General features: G+C 57.6%; 22 protein-coding genes. 2 read left to right on the top strand and 20 right to left on the bottom strand.

Annotation, left to right across the window (positions count from 1 at the left end; all coding sequences use genetic code 11):
- Positions 1–57: 57 nt before the first annotated feature.
- The 20 genes from L6990_RS09410 to sdhC form a co-directional block, all read right to left on the bottom strand.
- The gene (locus L6990_RS09410) at positions 58–1005 is read right to left on the bottom strand and encodes a Ppx/GppA phosphatase family protein (protein ID WP_237203868.1); all 948 of its coding nucleotides are present in this window, start codon (positions 1003–1005) and stop codon (positions 58–60) included.
- Between the two features lie 10 nt (positions 1006–1015).
- Positions 1016–1600: a DUF501 domain-containing protein gene (locus L6990_RS09405; RefSeq protein WP_237203867.1), complete on the bottom strand. Its 585-nt coding sequence runs from the start codon at positions 1598–1600 to the stop codon at positions 1016–1018.
- Positions 1601–1678: 78 nt separating this feature from the next.
- Positions 1679–2389 carry an FtsB family cell division protein gene (locus L6990_RS09400; protein WP_237203866.1) on the bottom strand — a complete coding sequence of 237 codons (711 nt, stop codon included), beginning with the start codon at positions 2387–2389 and terminating at the stop codon, positions 1679–1681.
- Between the two features lie 253 nt (positions 2390–2642).
- A complete protein-coding gene (locus tag L6990_RS09395) occupies positions 2643–2921 on the bottom strand; it encodes a hypothetical protein (RefSeq protein WP_237203865.1) in 279 nt (92 codons plus the stop codon).
- A gap of 39 nt (positions 2922–2960) precedes the next feature.
- A complete protein-coding gene (locus L6990_RS09390) occupies positions 2961–3128 on the bottom strand; it encodes a hypothetical protein (protein WP_237203864.1) in 168 nt (55 codons plus the stop codon).
- A gap of 310 nt (positions 3129–3438) precedes the next feature.
- Positions 3439–4719: a phosphopyruvate hydratase gene (gene eno, locus L6990_RS09385; protein WP_237203863.1), complete on the bottom strand. Its 1281-nt coding sequence runs from the start codon at positions 4717–4719 to the stop codon at positions 3439–3441.
- Between the two features lie 357 nt (positions 4720–5076).
- Positions 5077–5739: a nucleoside triphosphate pyrophosphohydrolase gene (gene mazG, locus L6990_RS09380; protein ID WP_237203862.1), complete on the bottom strand. Its 663-nt coding sequence runs from the start codon at positions 5737–5739 to the stop codon at positions 5077–5079.
- A 1-nt stretch (position 5740) separates the two neighbouring features.
- Positions 5741–6955, bottom strand: a complete 1215-nt coding sequence (locus tag L6990_RS09375) for an adenosine deaminase (protein ID WP_237203861.1) — start codon at positions 6953–6955, stop codon at positions 5741–5743.
- 125 nt (positions 6956–7080) lie between these two features.
- Complete coding sequence (locus L6990_RS09370) at positions 7081–8823, bottom strand: hypothetical protein (protein WP_237203860.1); 1743 nt, start codon at positions 8821–8823, stop codon at positions 7081–7083.
- A gap of 36 nt (positions 8824–8859) precedes the next feature.
- Positions 8860–10158, bottom strand: coding sequence for a thymidine phosphorylase (locus L6990_RS09365; RefSeq protein ID WP_237203858.1), 1299 nt, complete (start codon positions 10156–10158; stop codon positions 8860–8862).
- Positions 10159–10269: 111 nt separating this feature from the next.
- Positions 10270–10656, bottom strand: coding sequence for a cytidine deaminase (locus L6990_RS09360; protein ID WP_237203953.1), 387 nt, complete (start codon positions 10654–10656; stop codon positions 10270–10272).
- A 62-nt stretch (positions 10657–10718) separates the two neighbouring features.
- Positions 10719–12011 (bottom strand): ABC transporter permease, encoded by a 1293-nt coding sequence (locus L6990_RS09355; protein ID WP_237203857.1) that lies wholly within the window; start codon positions 12009–12011, stop codon positions 10719–10721.
- Positions 12008–13315, bottom strand: coding sequence for an ABC transporter permease (locus L6990_RS09350; protein WP_237203856.1), 1308 nt, complete (start codon positions 13313–13315; stop codon positions 12008–12010). Before L6990_RS09350 ends, L6990_RS09355 begins: the two co-directional genes overlap by 4 nt.
- Positions 13305–14912: an ABC transporter ATP-binding protein gene (locus L6990_RS09345; RefSeq protein WP_237203855.1), complete on the bottom strand. Its 1608-nt coding sequence runs from the start codon at positions 14910–14912 to the stop codon at positions 13305–13307. Before L6990_RS09345 ends, L6990_RS09350 begins: the two co-directional genes overlap by 11 nt.
- 189 nt (positions 14913–15101) lie before the next feature.
- The gene (locus L6990_RS09340; protein WP_237203854.1) at positions 15102–16199 is read right to left on the bottom strand and encodes a BMP family lipoprotein; all 1098 of its coding nucleotides are present in this window, start codon (positions 16197–16199) and stop codon (positions 15102–15104) included.
- Between the two features lie 309 nt (positions 16200–16508).
- Entirely contained in the window at positions 16509–17723 is a 1215-nt protein-coding gene (locus L6990_RS09335) for an amidohydrolase (protein ID WP_237203853.1), read from the bottom strand.
- 170 nt (positions 17724–17893) lie between these two features.
- A complete protein-coding gene (locus L6990_RS09330; protein ID WP_237203852.1) occupies positions 17894–18679 on the bottom strand; it encodes a succinate dehydrogenase iron-sulfur subunit in 786 nt (261 codons plus the stop codon).
- 1 nt (position 18680) lies between these two features.
- Positions 18681–20444: a succinate dehydrogenase flavoprotein subunit gene (gene sdhA / locus L6990_RS09325; RefSeq protein ID WP_237203851.1), complete on the bottom strand. Its 1764-nt coding sequence runs from the start codon at positions 20442–20444 to the stop codon at positions 18681–18683.
- Positions 20445–20485: 41 nt separating this feature from the next.
- Positions 20486–20971 carry a succinate dehydrogenase, hydrophobic membrane anchor protein gene (sdhD, locus tag L6990_RS09320; protein WP_237203850.1) on the bottom strand — a complete coding sequence of 162 codons (486 nt, stop codon included), beginning with the start codon at positions 20969–20971 and terminating at the stop codon, positions 20486–20488.
- Positions 20972–20974: 3 nt separating this feature from the next.
- Positions 20975–21355, bottom strand: coding sequence for a succinate dehydrogenase, cytochrome b556 subunit (gene sdhC / locus L6990_RS09315; protein ID WP_237203849.1), 381 nt, complete (start codon positions 21353–21355; stop codon positions 20975–20977).
- A 313-nt stretch (positions 21356–21668) separates the two neighbouring features.
- Here sdhC and L6990_RS09310 point away from each other — a divergent pair, with 313 nt between their 5' ends.
- Both L6990_RS09310 and L6990_RS09305 read left to right on the top strand, forming a co-directional pair.
- Positions 21669–22778, top strand: a complete 1110-nt coding sequence (locus L6990_RS09310; RefSeq protein ID WP_237203848.1) for a mannose-1-phosphate guanylyltransferase — start codon at positions 21669–21671, stop codon at positions 22776–22778.
- Between the two features lie 95 nt (positions 22779–22873).
- The coding region (locus L6990_RS09305) for a hypothetical protein (protein ID WP_237203847.1) at positions 22874–24196 on the top strand (1323 nt) is incomplete at its 3' end.

The raw sequence follows: 24196 nt of genomic DNA, 5'->3' as shown, positions 1-24196 counted from the left end.
AAGCACACTCCTTACCGTAGTTTGCGGAAGAGGTAATCGGTGTTGTGAGTAAAAGCCCTACCGAGCTAATGAGAGGGCAATGCCGTCCAGAATATCTTTTTCAGATGCAATAGCGGTAGAAACCCGCCCCTCGGTCATCTTCGAAATACGCTCGATAATACGAGCCCAGACAATTGAACCGGCACCAATGACGTCAACGCGCCCCTCGTGCATAAAGCCCAGTTCAGCGCGTTCTTCGGTGGTCATAGCCACCAAATCAGCCGCCGCCTTCGAAATATCGTTGATGGACAGTTCGGTGCGGTCAATAGCTTGCGGGTCATAGGAATCTAGACCCAGCGCATGCGCGGTGACTGTGGTGACGGTACCAGCGACCCCCACCAGACGTTCAGCAGCAGAAAAGTCAACCTCAGCAGATGCACCCCCGATAGCCCGGTCAGTATCAGCAATGACGCGGGCAATCTGATCCACGCTCGGAGGGTTAGAACTAACATGACGCTCGGTCATGCGCACACAGCCGATATTGACCGACTGGGAGGCCACCACCCCGTCCTTGTTGCCAAGGACGAACTCGGTAGAGCCGCCACCTAGGTCAATGACCAGCGTCATCTGCTCGGTATTACCAACCGATGATAGGGCGCCAGCAAAGGACAGCGCAGCCTCTTCGGTGCCAGAAATAATCTCGGGTTCAACCCCCAGAATCTCTTGGATACCGTTCATAAAAATGTGGCGGTTACCGGCATCGCGGGTGGCACTGGTAGCCACAAAGCGAACCTTCTGCGCACCGTGTTCCTTGAGCAAAACGGCGTACTCACGGGCTGCCTCAAAAGTGCGCTCCAAAGATTCTTTAGCCAGCCACCCGGTAGCATCCACGCCTTTGCCCAGGCGCACAATCTTCATGCGGCGCACCACCTCTGACAGGTGGACAGCACCGTCTGCGCCCTCTTCCAGGTCAGCAATGAGCAGGCGGATTGAGTTGGTCCCGCAGTCGATAGCACCTACGCGCATCTTCTACCCCTTAAGCCTCGGTAGCGGCGTCAGCACGCCAGGAAGGATCGCAGTGGCAAACCTCAGGAGTCCACCACTCAGAAATCATATCCAGGGTGCGATCCCCGTAAGGGTTGATGCCGCGCCCTACCGACAGGGTATGACCCAGCACCGCGTGCAGGCACTTAACGCGGGTAGGCATGCCGCCAGCTGAGATGCCCTCAATTTCGGGTACCTCACCGGTGTTAGTTGCCACGCGAATGCGCTCACGCTCAGCCAGGTAGTTCTCGTGGGCAGCACGGTAGGCTTCCGCCATTGCTTCATCAGCGGAGATCTCGTCAGTCATAGCGTACATTGCGCCCTCTGCCTCAAGACGGGACGCAGCAGCGGTAATAACAGGGTGCGCCAGGTAAAAAACGGTGGGGAAAGGAGTACCGTTCGACAGACGCGGGGCGGTAGCAGCCACCAGCGGGTTACCGCAGACGCAACGGGCAGGAATCTCGGCCACGTCACGAACTTTTCTCCCCAGCTGTGCCGAGAGAACCTGAATATCGAGCTCAGTGGGGGCAAGGGTTTCAGCGGTGACGCCGAAGCCGTGAGGTAGGTGAGTGGTCATGGGATCCTTTATCATCATGGTTGAACGGTGGATTAGCTATAAGTGTACGCGGTGACACCCACCGGCCCTAAGCAGGGATTACTCGCTAGGGGTAACACTAGCGTCAGGGCTAGGCGCGTCAGAAGACTCAGTTTCTTCCGAGTCAGAGCCGGCGTCCGCCGCTGGGGCGTCCTGCCCAGAAGCTAGCTGGAAGGAGCCCCACAACTTGGTGGTCCAGGGGTCTTCCGGCGCCGTTTTCGCTGCGGCGCTGGTGTCATCAACTAACGCTGAGGTGCCGTCAAGGCCTACCACCAGGTAGGGTGTCTGACCGGGCTCAACGTAAAAGAGGCGGCTGCGTGCCTGCTGTTTGACGTAGTTATCGTCCTCCCACCAGCTGACCTGTGCCTCTAAAGCGTCCTGCTCAGCTTCAAGTGCGGCGATAGTTTCTTTGGCGTCGTTAATCTCATCCCGTTGCTTAAGGAAGGAACTCAGAGGGCCGTAAATAGAGACGGCAATGATAGCGACGATGAGCGCAACGGTAATGAAGTGCCCAGAGAAAGAGTGAGCCGCTACCGGCTGATTAAGTTGCTGTTCGGCTGGAGTGGGCTTGTTGGGGCTCTTCGCTGAGCGGGCGGCTACTTTTGTTTTTTTGCGCCCGGTAGTTTTCTTGAGCTGGCGGACGGGGGCGGGCTTCGGCTTACTCGCCCCAAAGCCGAAGTAAGCGGCAATGGGGTTGGGCTTGTGCTGGCCCGGAGTGCTCTGCTGTTTGCCTGGAGTGCTCTGCTGTTTGCCTGGAGTGCTCGGCGTCATAGTCTCCCCGTGGTCTACCTGTTGTGCTCTCCCCCTAGTCTATAACGGCAGCTATAGAGGCTTACCCACTGTGGGTCTTTGAAGTTCCTTACTGAGCCCTGGTAGCGGTCTCGTAAACGGTCTGAGTCTACGCTGGAGCGAGGGCACCGCAGGGGAGGAAACCACCTTCTGCCCGTGCAGGGTTCTTGGTCTGTGTGCAGAGTTTTCCCTGCACATGAACTAAGAACCCTGCACACAGCGAATGTGCCACTTTTTACGGGAGCATGTAGCCCTTGGACCGGTAAACGCTCTGGTCGTTTTCTAGAATTTCGAGCTCAAAGTCACCCCAGGCCCCCGCTTTCATTCTGACGGTGACCCCTTGGAGGCCTGAGAGGTTCTCTTCTAGTTCAAACGGGAACCCCTTTTTCTCCTCGTAGACAAGTTCATCATCCAGATGGATTTTTACGATGTGTCGCAGGATTTGGGCTTCACTGGATACCTTGAGCCATTTGCCCGCAACGCGAATATTTTCATCTAACTTGAGGAGTGACATAGTTCTGCACCATCTTTCATAAGATTATTGTTACCGAATTTACTTGGGCTCTTTTTTAACAAACCCAAAGGCTATAGCAAGAATGACGCCGATGGACGCCCCAATAGCGATTCCCGCACCAATATTTTTCATGGCAACGCCAATCGCAACGCCGATGCCTATACCTAAGGCGATGCAAAGACCCACCAGACTACCCTTGTTCTTCACCGGACCCTCCTTGTTGTGTGACCTACAAAACAAAATACGTGAAACAAACGAGCAGGTCAAGGGTATTTTTTGCTCCGTCCTCATATTTCTTCAGGTGACCTATAGAGGCTTCTTCAGCAGGGTTCTTTACAAGCCCCTTGATGTGCTCCCCATGTTGTGCGCCTTGCCTCCTGCTGTACGTTAGGCAGACGCGCAGCGGGCGGCAAGGCGCACCTCAACCTCAATGAGGTGTATTCAAAAATCACAGCATAGCAAGAGCCGGTGGACGGGGCTACCGTCCACCGGCTCTGAAATCAACTCTAGAGGGGCCCTAGCGTGCGAAGCGGGGGAAAGCACCCTTACCCGCGTATACAGCCTGCTCGCCCAGTTCCTCTTCGATGCGCAGAAGCTGGTTGTACTTAGCAACGCGCTCGGAGCGGGCAGGAGCACCGGTCTTGATCTGGCCAGCGTTGGTAGCAACAGCCAGGTCAGCGATGGTGACGTCCTCGGTCTCACCTGAACGGTGTGAAACCATGCAACGGTACTCATTGCGCTGAGCCAGGCTCATAGCGTCAAAGGTCTCGGTCAGTGAACCAATCTGGTTTACCTTGACCAGCAGAGCGTTAGCAGCGCCTTCAGCGATGCCCTTGCCCAGACGCTCGGGGTTGGTCACGAAGAGGTCGTCACCAACAATCTGAACCTTGTCGCCGATTTCGGCGGTCAGGGTCTTGTAGCCGTCCCAGTCGTTCTCGTCCAGGGGATCCTCGATGGAAACGAGGGGGTACTTAGCGACCAGGTCAGCGTAGTACTTTGACATCTCATCAGCTGAACGCTTCTGACCCTCAAAGTCGTATGCGCCGTCGTTGTAGAACTCGGAGGAAGCGACGTCCAGAGCCAGTGCGATTTCCTCGCCGGGCTTGTAGCCAGCCTTCTCGATAGCCTCGATAATCAGGTCAAGCGCAGCTGCGTTGGAGTCCAGGTTGGGCGCGAAGCCACCCTCGTCGCCCAGACCGGTGGAGAGTTCGCGTGAGTGCAGAACGCTCTTCAGTGCGTGGTAGACCTCAACGCCAGCCTGCAGAGCAGCTGAGAAGGTGTCAAAACCGATGGGAGCAATCATGAACTCCTGGATGTCAACGTTGGAGTCAGCGTGTGAGCCACCGTTGAGGATGTTCATCATGGGAACGGGCAGGACGTGAGCGTTGGGGCCGCCCAGGTACTTGTAGAGGGGCAGGTCAGCTGACTCAGCAGCTGCCTTAGCAACTGCCATAGACAGACCCAAGATAGCGTTAGCGCCCAGCTTGCCCTTGTTGTCGGTGCCGTCAAGAGCAATCATGGCTGCATCAACAGCGCGCTGATCTGAAGCGTCGATACCGATAACTTCTTCAGAGATTTCGTCGATTACTGCAGAAACAGCACCGAGAACGCCCTTGCCCAGGTAAACAGCCTTATCGTCATCGCGACGCTCTACTGCTTCCCACTCACCGGTGGATGCACCTGAGGGGACTGCTGCGCGGCCAAAAGCGCCGTCTTCGAGCAGAACCTCAACCTCAACGGTGGGGTTGCCGCGTGAGTCTAGAATCTGACGAGCGTGAACTGCGGTAATCAAAGCCATGAATATGCTCCTTGAAGGATAGAAATGAAAATGGCTAATCTGCGCTTCGAGCCCCACCGGCGGGCGGTGAGCTCCGAAGCACGGTTATACCCTCAGTCTACCAAAAAACCCACATAAGCAAACAGAAATTCACTAATTCCCACTAATATTTCGGCGGTCTGCAGAGGGTTTAGTGGCTCTTTACCCACGCTTACCCACATTGTACGAGGGGATGAAGGTAGGCGCGCCAGCAGCCGACTGGCTCGGGGCTGGCGTGAATTGAGCGAGCGCCCCGGCGCGAGCTCAAGAGGGTCAGTCGGTGAACGCGCGCCTGCCTGCGTCCTGTATCGGTGCGCCGGCTTTTTTCCCCCCCTGCCTCTAGCTGTGTTGGGTGATGAGGTGGCGGGTCGCCGTGCGCAGGGCGCGTTCGGCGTCCAGCCCCCGGCTTTTGGCGGCGGCGACTAAGGACAGCAGGTGCTCCCCCAGTTCATCTTCGGTGGTGAAACTGCTATCGCTTGCTGTTTCTTCAAGGTCGAGCAGGCCAGCTTTGGAGGCTTTGGACAGAGTTTTTTCTGCAAGGGCTAGTGCAGGTAAGTGGGGCGGGATTCCGTCCAGGGGGCCGGTGCGTTCGGGCTTTTCCTTCTTTTTGAGTTCGTCCCAGCGGGTCAGCACGTCATCGCCTGTTACCGCTTCTTCATCGCCGAAGACGTGGGGGTGGCGGCGTTCTAGCTTGTCGTTGAGGGCGGTGAGTACCTGCACGATGTCAAAGCCGCCCTGTTCTGCCGGGGTTTCCTGGGCTACGCGGGAGTGGAAGACCACCTGCAGGAGGACGTCCCCCAGCTCTTCTTTCAGCAGAGCGCGGTCGATTCCCTTGGGAGCCTCGATTGCTTCTACCACTTCGTAGGCTTCTTCTACCAGGTAGCGTAGCAGGGATTCGTGGGTTTGTTCGCCGTCCCAGGGGCAGCCGCCGGGGCTGCGAAGGGTGTCCATGATGGTGACCAGGCGTTGGAATTGGCTGCCTGCGTTCTCAAGCTGGGTCATTCTAGCCCTCCTGCTCTGCTGGGGATTGCTCTGCCTGCTGGAGTTCCTGGGAGATTTGGGCGTAGGCACTCTGGACGCTTTGCATAAGGGCCTGCTTTTCGTCGAAGGTGCAGAAAGCCCCGTTGATGGCGTTGAGCGTCATTTCGAAGAATTCGGGGATGCCAAAGCCAGCGCTGCGGGAGAGTTCAACGAATTCTCGGGTGATGCTGGTGGAGCTCATCAGGCGGTTATCCGGGTTGACGGTGACGGCGAAGCCGGCTGAGAAGAGCAGGGCCAGCGGGTGCTCTTCGTGGGTGCGTGCCGGGTCAAACGCGGCGCCGGTGCCCACCAGGTCAATTTTCTGAGCTGCATCGGTTTGTAGGTTGGAGCAGGGGCAGCATTCTAGGACGATGCGCTGGTTCTTCACCCATTCAGCCACGGGGCCCAGTTGCAGCACGGTGGCGTCGCGGTCAGCGCCGGGCATGAGCGTGCCCTCGGGGTCAATCTCGGCAACGGTGCGTGCGGTGATGTCTTCGGTGATGCGGACGCCGTGGCCCAGGCGGCGGGCGCGGCCATCTACGAGGGCTGAGCGGATAGATTCTAGGCCATCGGCTTCACCGGCGTGCAGGGTCACGGGCATGAAGTGGGCGGCGGCGTAGTCCAGGGCTTCGGTGAAGAGGCTGGCGGGGTGACCGGCTTCTGGGCCTGCCAGGTCAAAGCCGACAATACCCATCTGGCGGTTGGCTACGGCGAGCTGGGCAATTTCTAGAGCCCGGTCGTTCTGGCGCATGGCGCAGAGAATCTGGTTAACCAGGATACGGCCGCCCAGGGTGCCAATGTACTCCATGCCGTCCATGAGCCCGTCTGCAACAGCTTCTACCGCTTCTTGTAGGCTCAGCCCGCGGCCGGTGTGGAGCTCCGGTGCCCAGCGAACTTCCCCGTAGATAACGCCGTCTGCTGCCAGGGTCACCACGTGCTCGCGGGCAACCTTACGCAGGTGCTCGGCAGTCTGCATGGCCGCCACCGTGTGTTCGAAGGTTTCCAAGTAGCGTTCTAGTGAGCGTGAGTCAGCTGCTTCGCGGAACCAGGCGGCTAGCTCTTTGGGGTCTGTAGCAGGTAGTTCGTGACCGACCTCCGCAGCGTGCTTAATCAGCGTTTCTGTCTGCACCCCACCGTCCAGGTGATCGTGCAGGCTAATCTTGGGCAGTTTTTGGATCCAGGTAGGTGCTTGCGTCACGGTTTTCTCTTTTGTCCTCGGTGTCGTAGGTTTGGTGCCAGTGTACAGAAACCGCCCGGTCTCTGCATGACTAGCTTGCGGATACTAGCTAGCAGGCAGTGACCGGGCGGTGACCTACAGTGGGTTTAGAAGGTCCAGGACGCCAGCGCGTCGTTCATATGTGCCGGGATGTTAGCGCCGGTACGGGGGAACATGCGCAGCTCTTCAACGTACTGCTGGGCGGGCAGGCGCTCAGGGTAGCTGATGAAGGCTTCCTCGTCGGTGTAGTCGAAGCTGACCGCTGCGGGCACTCCGGGGGTGAAGCGGATATTGATGGCCAGGGGCGAGCCGCTTCCTTCCTTGTAGGAGTCAGCCTTGAGCTGCAAGATAGCCAAGGTTTCCTCGGGCACCAGGTCAAAGGTGCGTACCTGTTCCCAGAAGCCGTTGCGGCGCACGTGGGTCAGAGCGTCGTAGTAGGAGCCCAGAGAGCGCACCCGGATCAGCACGGTGGAGACATCTAGCGCTGTGCCGTTCTCACCGAAGAGTGCATCGTAGGCAGGTGCGAAGCGGGAGACGACCTCTGCTTCGGTCAGCACCAGGTTGCCCTCAGCCAAGGTGGTTTCTGAGGGCTTGGTGTAGCTCTGGGCGGCAAAGGAGGGAGCGACGTCCACATTAGCGCCCGCGCTGGGTGCATCAAGCGGTGCCGATGCCAGGGCAGGGCGGGAGACAGCTGCCGGAGCTGCCACGGTCTGCTCATCGTGGGTATCAAAAGCGTCATCATCGAGGTGGATGGGCAGGTCGCTGGGACCGCCCAGGGGTAGAACGGGAGCTGCCGCTGCGTTCTCTTCCTCATCGAGGGAGTCTGCAGAAGCTTCCGCAGCAGGCTCATGATTCTCGGTGTTCTCTAGGGTCTCGTCCCTATCGGCACGATCTACCGCGGTTTCAGAGGCAGCGGTGAACTCTTCAGCCCCCTCTGTTTCAGTAGGCTGTGCATCCTGCTCAAGGTTCTGCTCTTGATAGCTCCCATCATTCACAGTTTCAGTTTCGGCTGAGACAGGAGTTTCAGTGAGCTCAGCGGCAACCTCGGTCTCTTGGCTCGAAAGTGCACCCCCAACCTCAGCTGCGGTGCCCTCGTTAGGGTCTTCAGAAGTTACGCTCTCGACGGTGGCATCAGAAGTATCTTCAGAAGTAGCTGAGGGAGCCAGGAACTGAGCCTTATGAGTGCTCGCCTGCCCATCTTCGCTCTCATCGGCCTCGGTCGATGCTGCAAGGCGAGCTGATACACGCTCCACCGGGTTGCTTGCAATCAGACCGTCCTCAGGGTCAGGTTGGGACGCCGCGATTGCTGTCTCGAGGTGTTTGGCTTCGGTTGACTCCTGTTCAGCCTCAACCGGCTCAGCCTTAGCCTGCTCAGAGGGCGCTACAGGCTTATCAGCGGTTAGGGCGTAGTTCAGGTTGTGGCTGCTACCCTTTTCAGCATTGATGAAAGAGGCCTGCACCTGCTCCTCCCCGGCAGCAGCGGGGCTCACCATAATGAGGGCACGCGTGAAGGCTCCGCGCTCGCCCTTTTCCTCTTCAACGTAAAGATCGGCGACCTCAGTAAACCAGTCGCCACCGGGTAGCACGCTACCTTTTTCTAGCTCGTTTCCACGCTGATAGAAGGTGTAGCTCATATCATTACCCTGCTGAACCAGGTTGAGGGTAACCTGTCCATCAGCTATGGCTCGCATCTTCTGGGCCAGAGTGCGCAAGGCACTGCCCATTTCTGCCTGTTGGTCGGCTGCCTGGGCAGGTTCTTCCGAAGGGGTAATGAGGGCGGGGGCTAGAACATCGCGGGGCGCGGTCACAGCTGCCCGCTGCTGATCTTTTTTACGGCTGAAGAGACCCATGGCTTGTTTTCTCTTTTCTGGCTAGGGAGTTGCGCGCTAGGCGTTAATACGATCGAGGATGATGGAGGTTTCTGACGGTTGGCCGTTAATATCCCAGGCATTCTCAAGAGACTGCAGGGCACGGTCAAACCGTTCAGGGGTGTCGGTCATGAGGGTCATCAAGGGCTGCCCCTCAGTCACAGTATCCCCGGGTTTTGCATGTAGCTTGATGCCCGCAGCTAGCTGCACGGCGTCCTCTTTGCGGGCTCGGCCAGCGCCAAGACGCCAGGACGCCACACCCACCGAGAGCGCGTCCAAGCGGGTCAGGGTGCCGCTCTGCGGAGCAAGTACAGTGTGGCTTTCACGAGCAACCGGCAGAGCAGCGTCAGGGTCACCACCCTGGGCTGAAATCATCTGACGCCACTTGTCCATGGCGCGCCCGTCTTTGAGAGCTTCTGCGGGGTCGGCATCTACACCGGAATTCTTCAGCATGACCCGCGCTAGTTCCAGGGTCAGTTCAACGACGTCCGCTGGGCCGCCACCGGCGAGAACCTCAACTGACTCTTCAACCTCGCAGGCGTTACCAACGGTCAGGCCCAGGGGGGTGTCCATGTTGGTGAGCAGCGCGCTGGTGGTGACGCCGGCGTCCTGCCCCAGCCCCACCATAACTTCAGCGAGTTCGCGGGCCTGCTTAATGTCCTTCATGAAAGCGCCCGAGCCGACCTTGACGTCGAGCACCAGAGACCCGGTGCCTTCAGCAATTTTCTTGCTCATGATGGAGGAGGCGATGAGCGGGATAGTTTCAACGGTGCTGGTGGTGTCCCTCAGCGCGTAGAGCTTCTTATCAGCCGGCGCTAGCCCCGAGCCGGCGGCAGAAATGATTGCACCGACAGAACCCAGAATATCGATGGTTCGCTCGTTAGAGATATTAGCCTGCCAGCCGGGGATGGCCTCTAGCTTATCGAGGGTGCCGCCGGTATGGCCCAGCCCGCGGCCAGATAGCTGCGGCACCGCAACCCCGTAGACCGCCACCAAGGGTGCCAAAGGAAGGGTAATTTTATCTCCCACACCACCGGTGGAGTGCTTATCAGCGGTAGCAATCTTCTTGCCCAAGCCAATGATGGACGAGAAATCCATGCGCTCACCCGAACGAATCATGGCATCAGTCCAGCGAGCAATTTCAGCCCGGCTCATGCCGTTGAGGAAAATCGCCATAGCAAGGGCACTCATCTGCTCATCAGCTACTACACCTCGGGTGTAGGCATCAATGACCCAGTCAATCTGATCATTGGATAGCTGCCCGCCGTCCCTCTTGGTACGGATGACATCTACAGCGTCAAAAGCCTCGTTACTCACGCGCGTCCTCTCGTTAACAGGGCCATTCGCCCCACCTCTTTGTGTCTTGTCTATCTTCCAGTATGCCAGTTGAAGCTAGTGCCTGCCCGTTTAAAGCAGCCGTCTACTGTTTTAGAGCCGTTCGGGGCCAAAAGCATCGGGGAGCATCTGCTCGATGGTCATGATTCCACCGGCAGACTTAATCATCATTCCCGCGGCGCTGTGTTCATAGAGCAGCTGACGGCAACGCCCGCAGGGCATGAGTGGCTCCCCTGCCCCGTCCACGCAGGCAAAGGCAATCAGCTTACCGCCGCCGGTGCGAAATAAATCAGAGATCAGCGAACACTCGGCACAGAGGGTTATGCCCAAGGAGGCGTTCTCGATATTGGCGCCAGAGACGATGCGGCCGTCCTCGGTCAGTGCAGCAGCACCCACCGGGTAGTTGGAGTAGGGAGCGTAGGAGGTTGCCAAGGCGCGGCGTGCCACCTCTGTTAGTTCATCCCAGTTAATTGAAGTCATCATGCCTTCCTTAGACAGCAATGGCTACCGCACTCTATCGTGCAGTAGCCATTAGCTGGTCGCTATTCCTTGACGTAGGGCGTGCCCACAGCTGCCGGGCCACGTGAACGGCCCACCAGACCTGCCACCGCAAAGATGGTGACTAGGTAGGGCAGCATAGCCAGCAGCTCGGTGGGTACCTGGGTACCCAAAATGGAGAGCACGAACTGCAGGTTGAGTGAGAAACCAAAGAGCAGGGCTGCACTGAGGGCACCCACCGGAGTCCAGCGTCCAAAGATGAGTGCGGCCAGCGCGATGTAGCCCTGACCCGCTGTCATGTCAGAGTTGAAGGCTGACACCGAAACCAGGGTGAAGAAGGCTCCACCCATACCGGCTACAGCACCGGCCAGCAGTACGTTCATCAGACGCAGGCGGTTGACGTTAACGCCCAGAGTGTCAGCTGCCTTGGGGTGTTCACCTACCGCGCGGGTACGCAGACCCCACTTGGTCTTGTTGAGCGCGAACCAAATCAGCCCTACAACGAAGTACATGAGGTAGACCAGAACATTCTGGTTGAACAGGACCGGTCCGATGACAGGGATCTGTGACAGGACGGGGATTTCGAAGCCGGGCAGCTTGGGCGCAGAGTTAAGGGTGGGTGCGTTGGGCTGCAGGACGCGTGCAAAAAGGAAGCCGGTGAGACCCGAGACCAGCACGTTGACCACCACACCCACGATGACCTGATCCACCAGGTACTTGATGGAGAAGAGGGCCAGGATAGCCGAAACCAGCACGCCACCTGCCATAGCAGCCAGCAAACCTGCCCAGGGGCTACCGGTGATGGAGCCTACCAGCACCGCCGAAAAAGCGCCGAAGAGCAACTGCCCCTCGATAGCAATGTTGACGATACCTGAGCGCTCGCAGAGCAGACCACCCATGGAACCAAAAATCATGGGGATCGACAGTGCTACCGCACCGGTCAGCAGTGAGACCAGTGACAGGGAGGGCTTAGTCGTTGAACCAATGGCCCAAACCAGCAGACCGGTGACAAAAGTAAGCCAGAAGAGGGGGGCTACCCAGCGGCCTAGTAGCTTACCAGCGTTGGTTGTTACCAGAGCGTAGGCGGCTAGGGCCAGCATGACCGCTACAGCAACCCAGCCGTAAACCTGGGGGTTAATCTGCAGAGGTTCGGCCTGGAACCAGCGTACGCCGTCAGAAATACCGAGGCTAATGGTCTTCTCAGGGGCACGGACTCCGATCAAGAAGACCGAAAGCAGAGCCAGGATCGTGTAAATAACCGGGTTTTTCCAGTTCTTCACAACACCGGTTTCGGTCTCAGCTGAGACCTTAGTGTTTTGAGTAGCTACGACGCTCATGCTGCTGCCTCCACTGCCTTAGATGCGGACTTCTTCTTTTTGGTGCGCGGTGCCCCGGTGGGGTCGGGCAGACGGAAGATTGCACGCACCAGCGGAGGTGCGGCGATAAAGAGAACGATCAGAGCCTGGAGCACCAAGACGATGTCAATGTCGGTGCCGGTGCTGACCTGCATTGACACACCACCGGCGCGGAAGGCTCCGTAGAGAAGGGCGGCGAAGAATGTGCCCACAGGCTTGGAGCGGCCCAGCAGCGCCACGGTAATGGCATCAAAGCCGAGGGACGCCGCGATACCGGTGGAGAGCACCTTTTCGGTTCCAGCTACCTGGGCTGCGCCAGCGAGACCTGCCAGCGCACCCGATAGAGCCATCACCACGATGTAGCCTGATGCCACTGAGATACCGGCGGTGCGGGCGGCGTTGGGGTTAGCGCCCACCGCGCGCAGACGGAAGCCGACGGTGGAGCGATTCAGCAACCACCAGACAAAAGCTACTGCAAGGAGCGCCGCCAAGAAACCTGCGTGCAGACGGAACTGCGGGCCCAGCAGAAGCGGGAACAGGGCGTTCTCGCCCAGCTTCTCTGAGATGGGGTTAGAACTACCTTCGCGCTGCAGCAACGGAGTTTTGAGTAGGTAGACCAAAAGGTTGGCAGCGATGTAGTTCATCATGATGGAGAGGATGACCTCGTGCGCGCCAGTGCGAGCCTTGAGGACACCAATGATGCCACCCCAGATAGCACCACCGACGATACCGCCCAGCAGAATGAGGGGAACCATGACGATGACGGGGAGGCCCGCGTTCAGGGCTACCCACCCTGAGATGATGGCACCTAGAATAATCTGGCCCTGGGCACCGATGTTAAAGAGACCTGCCCGGAAGGACAGCGCTACGGCCAGACCAGCAAAGATGAGCGGTGTTGCAACGGTCAGGGTTTCTGTCAGCGGGCGAATCTGCTGGGTGAAGTTTCTGCCGTTGGGGTTGAAGATTGAACCCTGCAAGAGTGCTACGTAGGAGTCATACGCAGCGCTCCACCCGGCGGCAAGGGTGTCCAGCGGGCGCGCAAAGAAGTACTTTGATGCTGTCTGGGTCGCTGGGTCTGTTACAGCAATCAGCAGGCCGCCCACAATGAAGGCAGCCAGCGCTGCACCGATAGAGAGGCCGATGTTGCCGCCCGCAATCCGGGCGAAGAGGGAGGGCTTCTGGGTTTCCACCAGCTGCGAGGGGACGTCCTGAGGAGGAGTCGGTGCGTTGATGTCGGCTGCCAGAGCAGGGTCTACCTGCTGGGCAGCGGGCTGCTTATCGCTCATTCTCTTCTCCTTCTGCCCACGGAGCAGACTCGGTTACCTGGGTTTTAGCCGCAGAGACACTCGATGCCTCTGAGTGCTCGGTATCAGCTGCCAGCGCCTCCTCGTAGGTGGCACCTGCCATCATCTGACCCAGCACAGATCTCGGGGTGGTCGGTGGGACGATGCCCATCAGCTCACCGTGGAAGAAGACGGCGATGCGGTCGGCAAGGCCGTAGACCTCATCCAGTTCGGTAGAAACGATGAGGACGGGCACGCCCTTATCGCGTTCTTGCACAATGCGTTTGTGAATAAACTCAATTGAACCAACATCCACACCGCGGGTGAGCTGGGAGCCCACAAAGAGTTGCAAATCCCGGCTCAGCTCGCGCGCTACAACAATTTTCTGCTGGTTGCCGCCGGAGAGGGTGGATGCTGTGTGCTCCTTAGAGCCCATTCTGATGTCGAATTCGGTGCCAGCGCGATCAGCGTTCGCTGAAATCTTTGAACGGTTGAGAGTACCGGCTGAAGAAAACTCAGGAGTGTCGAACAGGTCGAGCACGAGGTTCTCAGAAATCGAGAAGGAGCCGATAAGACCGTCCTTGCTCCGGTCTTCAGGCACAAAGCCAACACCGGAGCGCAACACCTGCTTGGTGCTCATCCCCAGCAGCTCGGTGCCGTTGAGGCTCAGAGAGCCTGTTGCCTTGGGGTGAAGGCCAATAATGCTTTCTGCCAGTTCAGTCTGCCCGTTACCCTGCACACCGGCCACGGCAAGAATCTCACCGCCGCGCACCTCAAAGCTGACGTCTTTGAGCAGGGGCACACCGTTATCAGCCATCAGGGTCAGGTTTTTAACCTCAAAGACCTTGTCGCTGAGCTGGGCCGCGTCCTTATCAACGGTTAGCTGAACGTTCTTGCCCACCATCATGGAAGCCAGCTCAGTGGTTGACATGGTGGGCTGGGCGTGACCAACCACCTTACCGCGGCGAATCACGGTAATATCATCAGAAATTTCGCGCACCTCACGCAGCTTGTGCGAGATGAAGAGCAGGGATTTACCGTCCTTGCGCAGCTGATCCATGATGCCCAACAGCTGATCAGTTTCAGCAGGGGTAAGGACGGCGGTGGGCTCGTCCAGAATGAGGATTTCAGCATCGCGCACCAGCGCCTTGATGATCTCAACGCGCTGCTGAACACCCACCGGCAAATTCTCAACCACGGCGTCCGGGTCTACCTGGAAGCCGTAGCGGTCAGAGATTTCACGGATTTTCTTGCGGGTTGACTCAAGATCAAGGGTGGCGCCCTTGATCGATTCAGCGCCCAGGGCTACATTCTCTGCCACCGTGAACACGGGAACCAGCATAAAGTGCTGGTGCACCATACCGATACCGGCTGCCATTGCATCCGAAGGCCCGGAGAATTCCACCGGCTGATCATCAATGAACATCTGACCCTCAGTAGGGCGGTAGAGACCATAGATGACGTTCATCAGAGTAGATTTACCCGCCCCGTTTTCCCCCAGGAGACAGTGAACCGTGCCAGGGGTGACGGTCAGGTCAATGCTGTCGTTAGCGGTAAAATCACCAAACCGTTTGGTGACCTTGCGCAGTTCGAGTTTCATCGAGTGGCTTTCTGTGTAAGAACCGGCGACAGCCCCTGACCCAGCGGCAAACTGGAGTGGCTTCGCGTATACGTCGTGCTTTAGTCTAACTGGTCTCTTGCCGAGGAAAGAACCAGGGTGGCAAACAAGCGGCTCACACTACCCTAGGGGAAGTGTGAGCCGCCTTTACTATGGCTCAGCCGCTAGGAGTTATGCGGTGGGTGAGCCAGCGGTTTCAACCTTGATAGTACCGGAGATAATATCTTCCTTGATCTGGTTCAGTTCAGCCTTGGTTTCGTCAGTTACCTCAGAATCAAAGTTGTGGAAGGGAGCCAGGCCCACGCCATCATTCTCCAAGGTACCGATGTAAGCCTCGGAGGTGAAGTTACCGTCCATGTCAGCCTTGATAGTCTCGGTGATAGCGTCATCCATCTTCTTCATGACAGAGGTCAGGATGATGTCCTGGTAGTCAGCGTTGGTCTCGAAGCCATCAGCGTCAACCCATACAACAGATGCCGGTGAATCGGGGTTTGATGCGTTGTATTCCTTGACAGCTTCAAGGGTGCCAGAACCTACGGGGCCAGCAACGGGCATGATGACGTCAGCGCCCTGGTCGAGGAAGTTCTGAGTGTTGGTCTTACCCTTGGTAGCATCCTCGAAGTCACCGGTGAAGGTACCGCTCTGGCTGTCGCTGTTCCAGCCAAGAACCTCAACGTCTGCGTTCTTCTGCTCGTTGTAGTACTCAACACCCTGCGCGAAACCATCCATGAAGATAGTAACGGTGGGGAATTCCATACCACCGTAGGTAGCTACCTTGCCGGTCTTTGACTGTGCTGCAGCAACGTAACCAGCCTGGAAAGCAGCCTGAGCGGTGTCAAAGACAATGGGGCGCACGTTATCCAGCTCGATGGAGTTATCATCCACGATGGTGAAGTGCAGATCGGGGTTAGCTTCTGCGATTTCCTTGGTGGTATCAGCCAGACCGAAGCCTACGGTAACGGTGAGGTTACAACCGGCCTGAACCATCTCGTTGAGGTTGGGTGCGTAGTCGGTCTCAGCGGTGGACTGAGCTTCCTTCATGTTGATACCGAACTCGGTCTTAGCGTGCTTTACGCCAGCGTAGGAGTTCTGGTTGAAGGACTTGTCCTGGAAACCACCGAAGTCTGAAACGATGCAGCCAAGGTAGTCGGTGGACTCACCGGATGCTGATGATGATTCTTCGGGAGCTGCTCCACAACCTGCAAGTAGGAGGGCGGAGATACCCAGCAGTGAACCGGTTGATGCAATATGCTTGCGTGAGAAAGCCATGAGGGTCCTTTTCGTACGGCCCTGAAAGCGTGCCCTGCGCAACCTTGCGCCGGTGTTTTAACCCGCCCCAGAGAATATTTTGCGTAACACAACACATCTTAGTGTGATTTAAGTTTCTATTCATCTCCGGGCGCCCAGCAAATAAGTGAACCACGCTACACTTCTAGGTGCTCCTGAGTGACTGCCCTATTATTTACGCTAATCACAGCGGGAGCAGCCGGATTTTGGGAACAGAGACGAGCCAGTTCAAGGTTTTTTAAAATATTCTCTTCCTTGGCGCTGCAACGTTTCTCTAGGGAGGGTACCCCTCTAACGGGCCAGCTCAGCGCGGATAGCGCGGAGGGCTGTGGCTGCCATGACGCGCACCCCAGCTTCAATGGCACGTTCATCGGGGGCATAGTCCCCGCGGTGCAGATCAAAGGTGTAGCCTCCGGGCACACGGGTACCCAAACGAATGAGGGCACCGGGCACTTCTTGCAGCATCCAGGCGAAATCTTCGCCGCCCATGGACTGCTCAACCAGCACCACTGCGTCCTCCCCCAGCTCCGCGCGGGCTGCGTTTTCGAGCATAGCAACCTCGTCTTCAGTATTAACCGCCGGCGGGACGCCGCGGAAGTGCTCCAGCTCCACCTCGACGTTGTAGGGGGCAGCGATCTGTTCAACCACTTCGTCAAGAATTGAACCCGCCTGCTTCCACACATCCGCATCCAGGCAGCGCATGGTACCTGCCAAAAAGGCGGTTGAGGGGATGGCATTGGGGGCAACCCCCGCTTCAATCTGGCCCCAGACCACCAGAACCCCGCTGCGCACGTCGGTCTTACGAGAGAGCACAGCTGGCACATTGATAGCGATCTGACTCAGAGCATAAACGATGTCTTCGGTCAGGTGCGGGCGTGAGGTATGACCGCCCCTGCCCTTAAGGCTGATTTTGATGGTGTCAGACGCACTGGTAATCGCCCCGATACGGGTGCCAATTTTGCCCACATCCACCTTGGGCTCACAGTGGAGCGCAAAGGCGCGGGGCATGCCCTCAAGGATGCCCTGAGCCAGCACATCGACAGCGCCACCGGGCAGCTGTTCCTCAGCCGGCTGGAAAATAATACGAATGCTGGCGCCCAGCGGGTTTTCCTTGTGCAGGCGGTGCAGGGCGATGGCAACGCCCAGCATGACGGTCTGGTGGATGTCGTGCCCGCAGGCGTGCATGACCCCGTTGACCGTGGAGGCGTAGGGTAAATCGGTTTCTTCTTGAATGGGCAGCGCGTCGATGTCGGCGCGGAAGGCCGCCGCAAAAGGTCCCTCCCCCACATCAACGTAGCAACCCGTGCCCTTGAGGTGCTTAGGCTTCAACCCGGCCTCAGTCAGAGCGCTAAAGATGCGCTCGGTGGTTTTCTTCTCCAGGTAGGACAACTCGGGGTTGGCATGTACCTCACGGCGGAAGCGGATGAGCTCCGGGGTGAGCGTGCGAAGGCGCTGCCCAAAGATTGGGGAGTTCACATCAAGGGTGGTCGCTGCTGAAGAAGACATACATCTAAGATAACCGCTGCCCCGCGATCCTGCGAAGTGAGACCGCTCGTGAAGCCCCGCCCGCTCTATGACGCTTCTGTGACACTTCTCCACCAGACGCAGGACGCCGCCGCGCTCCCCTGCCCTGGTGGCAGGTGGGGCGCGGCGGCGTCCTGTAGGTTCTCTAGAGGCTAGAGTGAGCGGGCAAGAATTGCCTGCTTGACCTCGGCGATAGCCTTGGTGATTTCAATACCGCGGGGGCAAGCCTCGGTGCAGTTGAAGGTGGTACGGCAGCGCCAGACGCCTTCTTTGTCGTTGAGGATTTCCAGTCGCATATCGCCGGCGTCATCGCGTGAATCGAAGATGAAGCGGTGGGCGTTGACGATAGCTGCCGGGCCGAAGTACTGGCCGTCGGTCCAGAAGACGGGGCAGGAGGAGGTGCAGGCTGCGCAGAGGATGCACTTGGTGGTGTCATCAAAGCGAGCGCGGTCTTCCTGGGACTGGTAGCGCTCACGCTCAGGCTCGTGGGTGTCATTGACCAAGAAGGGCATGACCTCACGGTAGGCCTGGAAGAAGGGCTCCATATCGACAATGAGGTCCTTCTCGCAGGGCAGACCTTTGATGGGCTCAACGGTAATCGGCTTAGCCAGGTCAAGGTCCTTGAGCAGGGTCTTGCAGGCTAGGCGGTTGCGGCCGTTGATGCGCATGGCGTCCGAGCCACAGATACCGTGTGCACAGGAGCGGCGGAAAGACAGCGAACCGTCAATCTCCCACTTAATCTTGTGCAGGGCATCCAGTACACGGTCGGTGCCGTACATGGTGAGCTGGAATTCGTCCCAGTGCGCTTCTGCCGACAGTTCCGGGTCGTAGCGGCGTACCTGAACGGTGATGTCAAAGGTGGGGATTGCGTCCGCGCCACCGGTTTCAGATGCTAGCTGAACCTTTGATTCTGGTTCACGTGCTTCAAAATCAGCCATTTTAGTACTTACGCTCCATCGGTTCGTAGCGGGTGAAGGTCACGGGCTTGGTGTCGAAACGCAGACCCTTGATGCCTTCCATCTCGGTGGTCTCATCGCGGTAGACCATTGAGTGCTTCATGAAGTTAGCATCGTCGCGGTCGGGGTAATCCTCGCGGAAGTGACCGCCGCGGGATTCCTTACGGTGCAGGGCAGCGACCGACATGACCTTGGCAAGTTCCAGGAGGAAGCCCAGTTCAACGCCTTCAAGCAGGTCCAGGTTGAAGCGCTTGCCCTTGTCCTGGATCTGGATGTTCTTGTAGCGCTCTTCGAGTTCAACAATCTTGTTGACGGCGTTGTGGATGGTCTCTTCGGTGCGGAATACCTGCATGTCGGCGTCCATAACGTCCTGCAGTTCCTTACGGAGCTGGCCTACCTTTTCGGTGCCTTCACCGTTGCGGATCTGGTTGAGCAATGCCAGGGTTTCGTCGGCTGCATCGTCGGGGACGGGCAGGAAGTCGGCGCTTGCGGCGTATTCAGCAGCGTACATACCGGCGCGCTTACCGAAAACGTTGATGTCCAGCAGGGAGTTGGTGCCCAGGCGGTTTGAACCGTGTACAGACACACAAGCTACCTCACCGGCAGCGTAGAGACCGGGGATGATGTCCTCTGAGTTAGCGTGAACTTCAGCCTTGATGTTGGTGGGGATACCACCCATTGCGTAGTGAGCGGTGGGGAACACGGGCACGGGCTCGGTGTAGGGTTCAACGCCCAGGTAGGTGCGTGCGAACTCGGTGATGTCCGGTAGCTTCTCATCGATGTGTGAGGGTTCCAGGTGGGTGAGGTCCAGCAGGACGTAGTCCTTGTTGGGGCCACAGCCGCGGCCTTCACGCACTTCGTTCGCCATAGAGCGGGCAACGATATCGCGGGGTGCCAGGTCTTTAATGGTCGGCGCGTAGCGTTCCATAAAGCGTTCACCGTCTGAGTTACGCAGAATGCCACCTTCACCGCGGGCTGCCTCAGAGACCAGGATGCCCAGACCAGCCAAACCGGTCGGGTGGAACTGCACGAACTCCATATCTTCCAGGGGAATGCCGTTGCGCAGAGCAATCGCCATGCCGTCACCGGTGAGGGTGTGGGCGTTGGAAGTGGTCTTGAAGATCTTGCCACAGCCACCTGAGGCAAAGATGATGGACTTGGCCTGGAAAACGTGGACGTCACCGGTTGCCAGGTCATAAGAGACCACGCCTGCAGGGCGGCGGACGCCGTCCTCATCTTCAACCATGACCAGATCAAGCACATAGTACTCGTTGTAGAACTCAACGTTGTGCTTAACGCAGTTCTGGTACAGGGTCTGCAGAATCATGTGGCCGGTGCGGTCTGCTGCGTAGCAGGCGCGGCGCACGGGCGCTTTACCGTGGTCACGGGTGTGACCGCCAAAGCGTCGCTGGTCGATGCGGCCTTCAGGGGTTCGGTTGAAGGGCAGACCCATCTTTTCAAGATCCAGCACAGCTTCGATGGCTTCCTTAGCCATAACCTCTGCTGAATCCTGGTCAACGAGGTAGTCCCCGCCCTTGATGGTGTCAAAGGTGTGCCATTCCCAGTTGTCTTCTTCGACGTTGGCAAGGGCTGCACACATGCCGCCCTGGGCTGCACCGGTGTGGGAGCGGGTGGGGTAAAGCTTGGTGAGAACAGCGGTGCGGACGCGCTGACCAGCTTCAATTGCTGCGCGCATGCCGGCGCCACCGGCACCAATAATCACGACATCGTACTTATGTACCTGCATTAGTCAATGCTTCTTTCTTCAGTGTCTCGTTCTTAGAAAACTTAGGGGGCGGTGCAGAAGGACGCAAGAAGCTCGGGATCAGCACCAGCGGGGCAGGGGTCTAAGGTAAAGATGACCAGGGTGCCCAGAAGAATGACGAAGGCTGAGGCGAGGAAGAGCGCAACCTTAAGAACGAAACGTACGCCGTCCTTCTCTGCATAGTCATCGATGATGACGCGCATACCGTTGGTGCCGTGAAGCATAGCTAGCCAGAGCAACAGCAGATCCCAAACCTGCCAGAAGGGGTTGGCGAGCTTACCGCCCACGAAGCCGAAGTCAATGCGGTGTACGCCTTCGCCCATCATGAGGTTGACAAAGAGGTGACCGAAAATCAGTACGACCAGTAGCACACCGGAGATACGCATGTAGAGCCAGGCTGCCATCTCAAAATTGTTGCGCTTGGAGGATGAACGGTTGTACTTAACGCCCGAAATGCTGTTATCACGGCTACGGGGAACAGAAATCTTAGTTTTCAGCGGTGTTGCCATGGCCTAGTGACCCCCAAGTACGAGCATTGCGTGACGGATAATGAAAGGAATCATGACGACTGCCCAGAGAACGAGCACTCCCCACAGCAAGCCCTTCTGGTTGCGGGCACCGTTCTTCCAGAAGTCAATGAGGATGATACGGATACCGTTAAAAGCGTGATAAACGATAGCTGCAACTAATACAGCTTCACCGGCACCCATAATGGGGTTCTTGTAGACGCTCATAACGGCGTTGTAGGCCTCCGGAGATACACGGACTACCGCGGTATCAAGGACGTGGACCAGCAAGAAAAAGAAAATAGCAATACCGGTAATGCGGTGGGCAACCCATGACCACATACCTTCGCGGCCACGGTACAGCGTGCCCTTGGATGTATTCGGCACTGAATAACCTCCTGTGTAATGCGGTTGAAGCAGCTCTAATCTGCCTGCGCGAGCTACCCGCACAACAACCTAGTGTGTGTTCTACTCAACAGTTAGGTTAGCAGGTTTTTAGGAGTGATAATGACATTGTGTCAGTCAGATTCTTAGCTCATTGACCGGAAATTAGGGCAATTTTTAATGACTTTATTGCCTTTTTCTGCGCGATACCGCAGGGTATCCCACGGGGTTCATGGCTACACGCCCGGCAAGGGTGGGCGTACACCTCTCTAACATTTCAGCAATATGACGTTCTTTATCGGTACACTTAGACACGATGAGAACACCACTTGAACGGTTCTACCCCCTCATTCCGGCCGGCGGAGTGGGCTCACGCCTCTGGCCCCTATCTCGTGCGGTAGAACCTAAATTCCTTCTTGACCTGACCGGAACAGGCTCTTCCCTGCTCCGTGCTACCTATGATCGACTGGTTGATCTTGCAGCCGACGGAGTCATGGTAATTACCGGCGAGGCTCACGCTAATGCTGTCACCCAGCAGCTGCGTGAACTCCGGGGCTCAGACCTCGTCCTCGAACCATCACCCAGGGATTCTGCCGCAGCTATTGGCCTTGCCAGCGCAATTCTCTACCAGCGGGACCCTGAAGCAATTATCGGCTCCTTTGCTGCAGACCATGTGATTGATCCGGTTGAAGACTTCCAGGCGGTAGTTCGTGAAGCTGTTGCTGCCGCTGCCACCGGCAAGGTGGTCACCATCGGTATCGCACCAACCGAACCCTCCACCGCTTTTGGTTATATCAAGGCCAGCAAGAGCTTGGGTGTCAAGGATGCCCCCAACGCTCTCGCCGTCGAGGAGTTCGTAGAAAAGCCGGACGCCCAGACCGCAAGCGCTTATCTTGCAACCGGTGATTACACCTGGAATGCAGGCATGTTCGTAGCCCCAGCCCAGCTCATGTTGAAGCATATCGAAGCTAATGAGCCGGAGCTTTATGAAGGGATCATGCAGATTGCTCGCGCCTGGGACACCCCAGAACGCGACGCCACCATGAATAGACTTTGGGACACCCTACCTAAGACCGCCATTGACTATGCTGTGGCTGAACCCGCCGCAGCAGCAGGTGATGTCGCCATGGTTCCCGGCTCCTTTAGCTGGGACGATGTTGGTGACTTTGACGCGGTTGCCCGCCTGAACATCAAGAAAACCGGCGATGATCTCTTTGTTCTGGGCGATAAAAACAATGTCATTACCGAGGATTCCACCGGAATTATCGTCAATAACACCCACCGTAAAATTTCGGTCATTGGTATTTCTGACGTGGTGATTGTTGATACCGCAGATGCGCTCTTGGTCACCGTGAGGGATGACGCGCAGAGCGTGAAAAACACCGTTGCTAAGCTCAAGGAACAGGGTCTGAACAACCTGCTTTAGGCTAAAACAACACTGGAACGGGAGCCACCTCGGTGGGCTCCCGTTCTTTTTGACCCTCTTATGCAAATAGTTCTCATTTAAGTTATGCTGTTTTCATGCTTACACCGAAACACCGATTAACCCTATCTGCCGTCACCTGCATTGCCGCTCTTGCGCTGGCAGGCTGCAGTTCGGCCTCCCCCTCCAGCGCCCCAGCTACCAGCTCACCAGCAACCTCTAGCACCGCAACCCAGGCTGATATCAAAGAAGCATCAGCCCCCTCATCCCGCTTAGCACTCACCTATGATGGCGGGGTCATGGTCCTGGATGGCAAGACCTTTGAGGTGCTCGAAACCATTGAAAAAGAAGGTTTCTTGAGGCTCAACCCTGCCGGGGACAACCGCCATATGGTGGTCGCAGATGGCAACTCCTACACCATGCTGGACATGGGCGCCTGGACGCAGGAGCACGGGGACCACGACCACTACTACACCACCGCTCCCACCCTCACATCACTGAGCTTTGCAGCCGAGGGTACCGGCCACGTCATCGTAGATCACGGCAAAAGCGCGATGTTTGCCGATAAAACCGGCACCTTCGATGTCTATAACCCAGCTGACCTGACCGGCGAAGACCAGCGCACTGCCTCCACGCTCGAAACAACCACGGTGACCCTCCCTGAGCCCCACCACGGCCTAGCGATTCCCCTGGACAATGACCGCTACCTGGTAGCCGTGGGCAACGAAGAAGAGCGCAGCGGTGCAGCTGTGGTCGATGCTGAAGGCAAGACCATCGTAGAAAACAAAGAATGCCCAGGCATTCACGGCGAGGCAGTGGCTGCGGATGATGTCATCACCGTGGGGTGCCAGGACGGCGCCCTCATTTATAAAGATGGCGCTTTCACCAAGGTCAGCAACCCAGAGGACCCCTACTCCCGTTCAGGAAACCAGGCAGGCTCTAAGGCCTCCCACTTTGTTTTGGCTGACTACAAGACCGATAAAGAGGCCGAGCTTGAACGCCCCGAGCAGTTCTCTGTCATTGACACCGAGGCTGAAACCCGCACCAAGGTAGCGCTACCTGAGGGCGTTTCTTACACCTTCCGTTCTCTAGCCCGCGGTGAGCAGGGCGAACATTTGCTGCTCACCACCGACGGCAAGTTGCGCTTCTACGCTGAGGACGGCGCTGAGCTGGGCTCTGTTGATGTTATGGACTCCTGGGAGGAATCCACCGTGTGGCAGGACCCCCGCCCCGCCATCTGGGTGGACGGCCAAACCGCCTATGTCACCGACCCTGCCAGCAAGAAGCTACATGTCATTTCGCTAGCAAAAATTGGTCAGGGCGAAGCTGAAGTCTTTGAATCAGTTGACCTGCCTGAGGTGCCCAACGAAATTAACGGCATCTCCCGCAGCGCAAGGTCAGAAACCTCAGCAGAGGTAGAG

The organism is Rothia endophytica, assembly GCF_928381505.1.
In the GTDB taxonomy this organism is placed as follows: domain Bacteria; phylum Actinomycetota; class Actinomycetes; order Actinomycetales; family Micrococcaceae; genus Rothia; species Rothia endophytica_A.
Note: the sequence above shows the minus strand (reverse complement) of the source record. Positions and strands in the feature narration are given on the sequence as shown.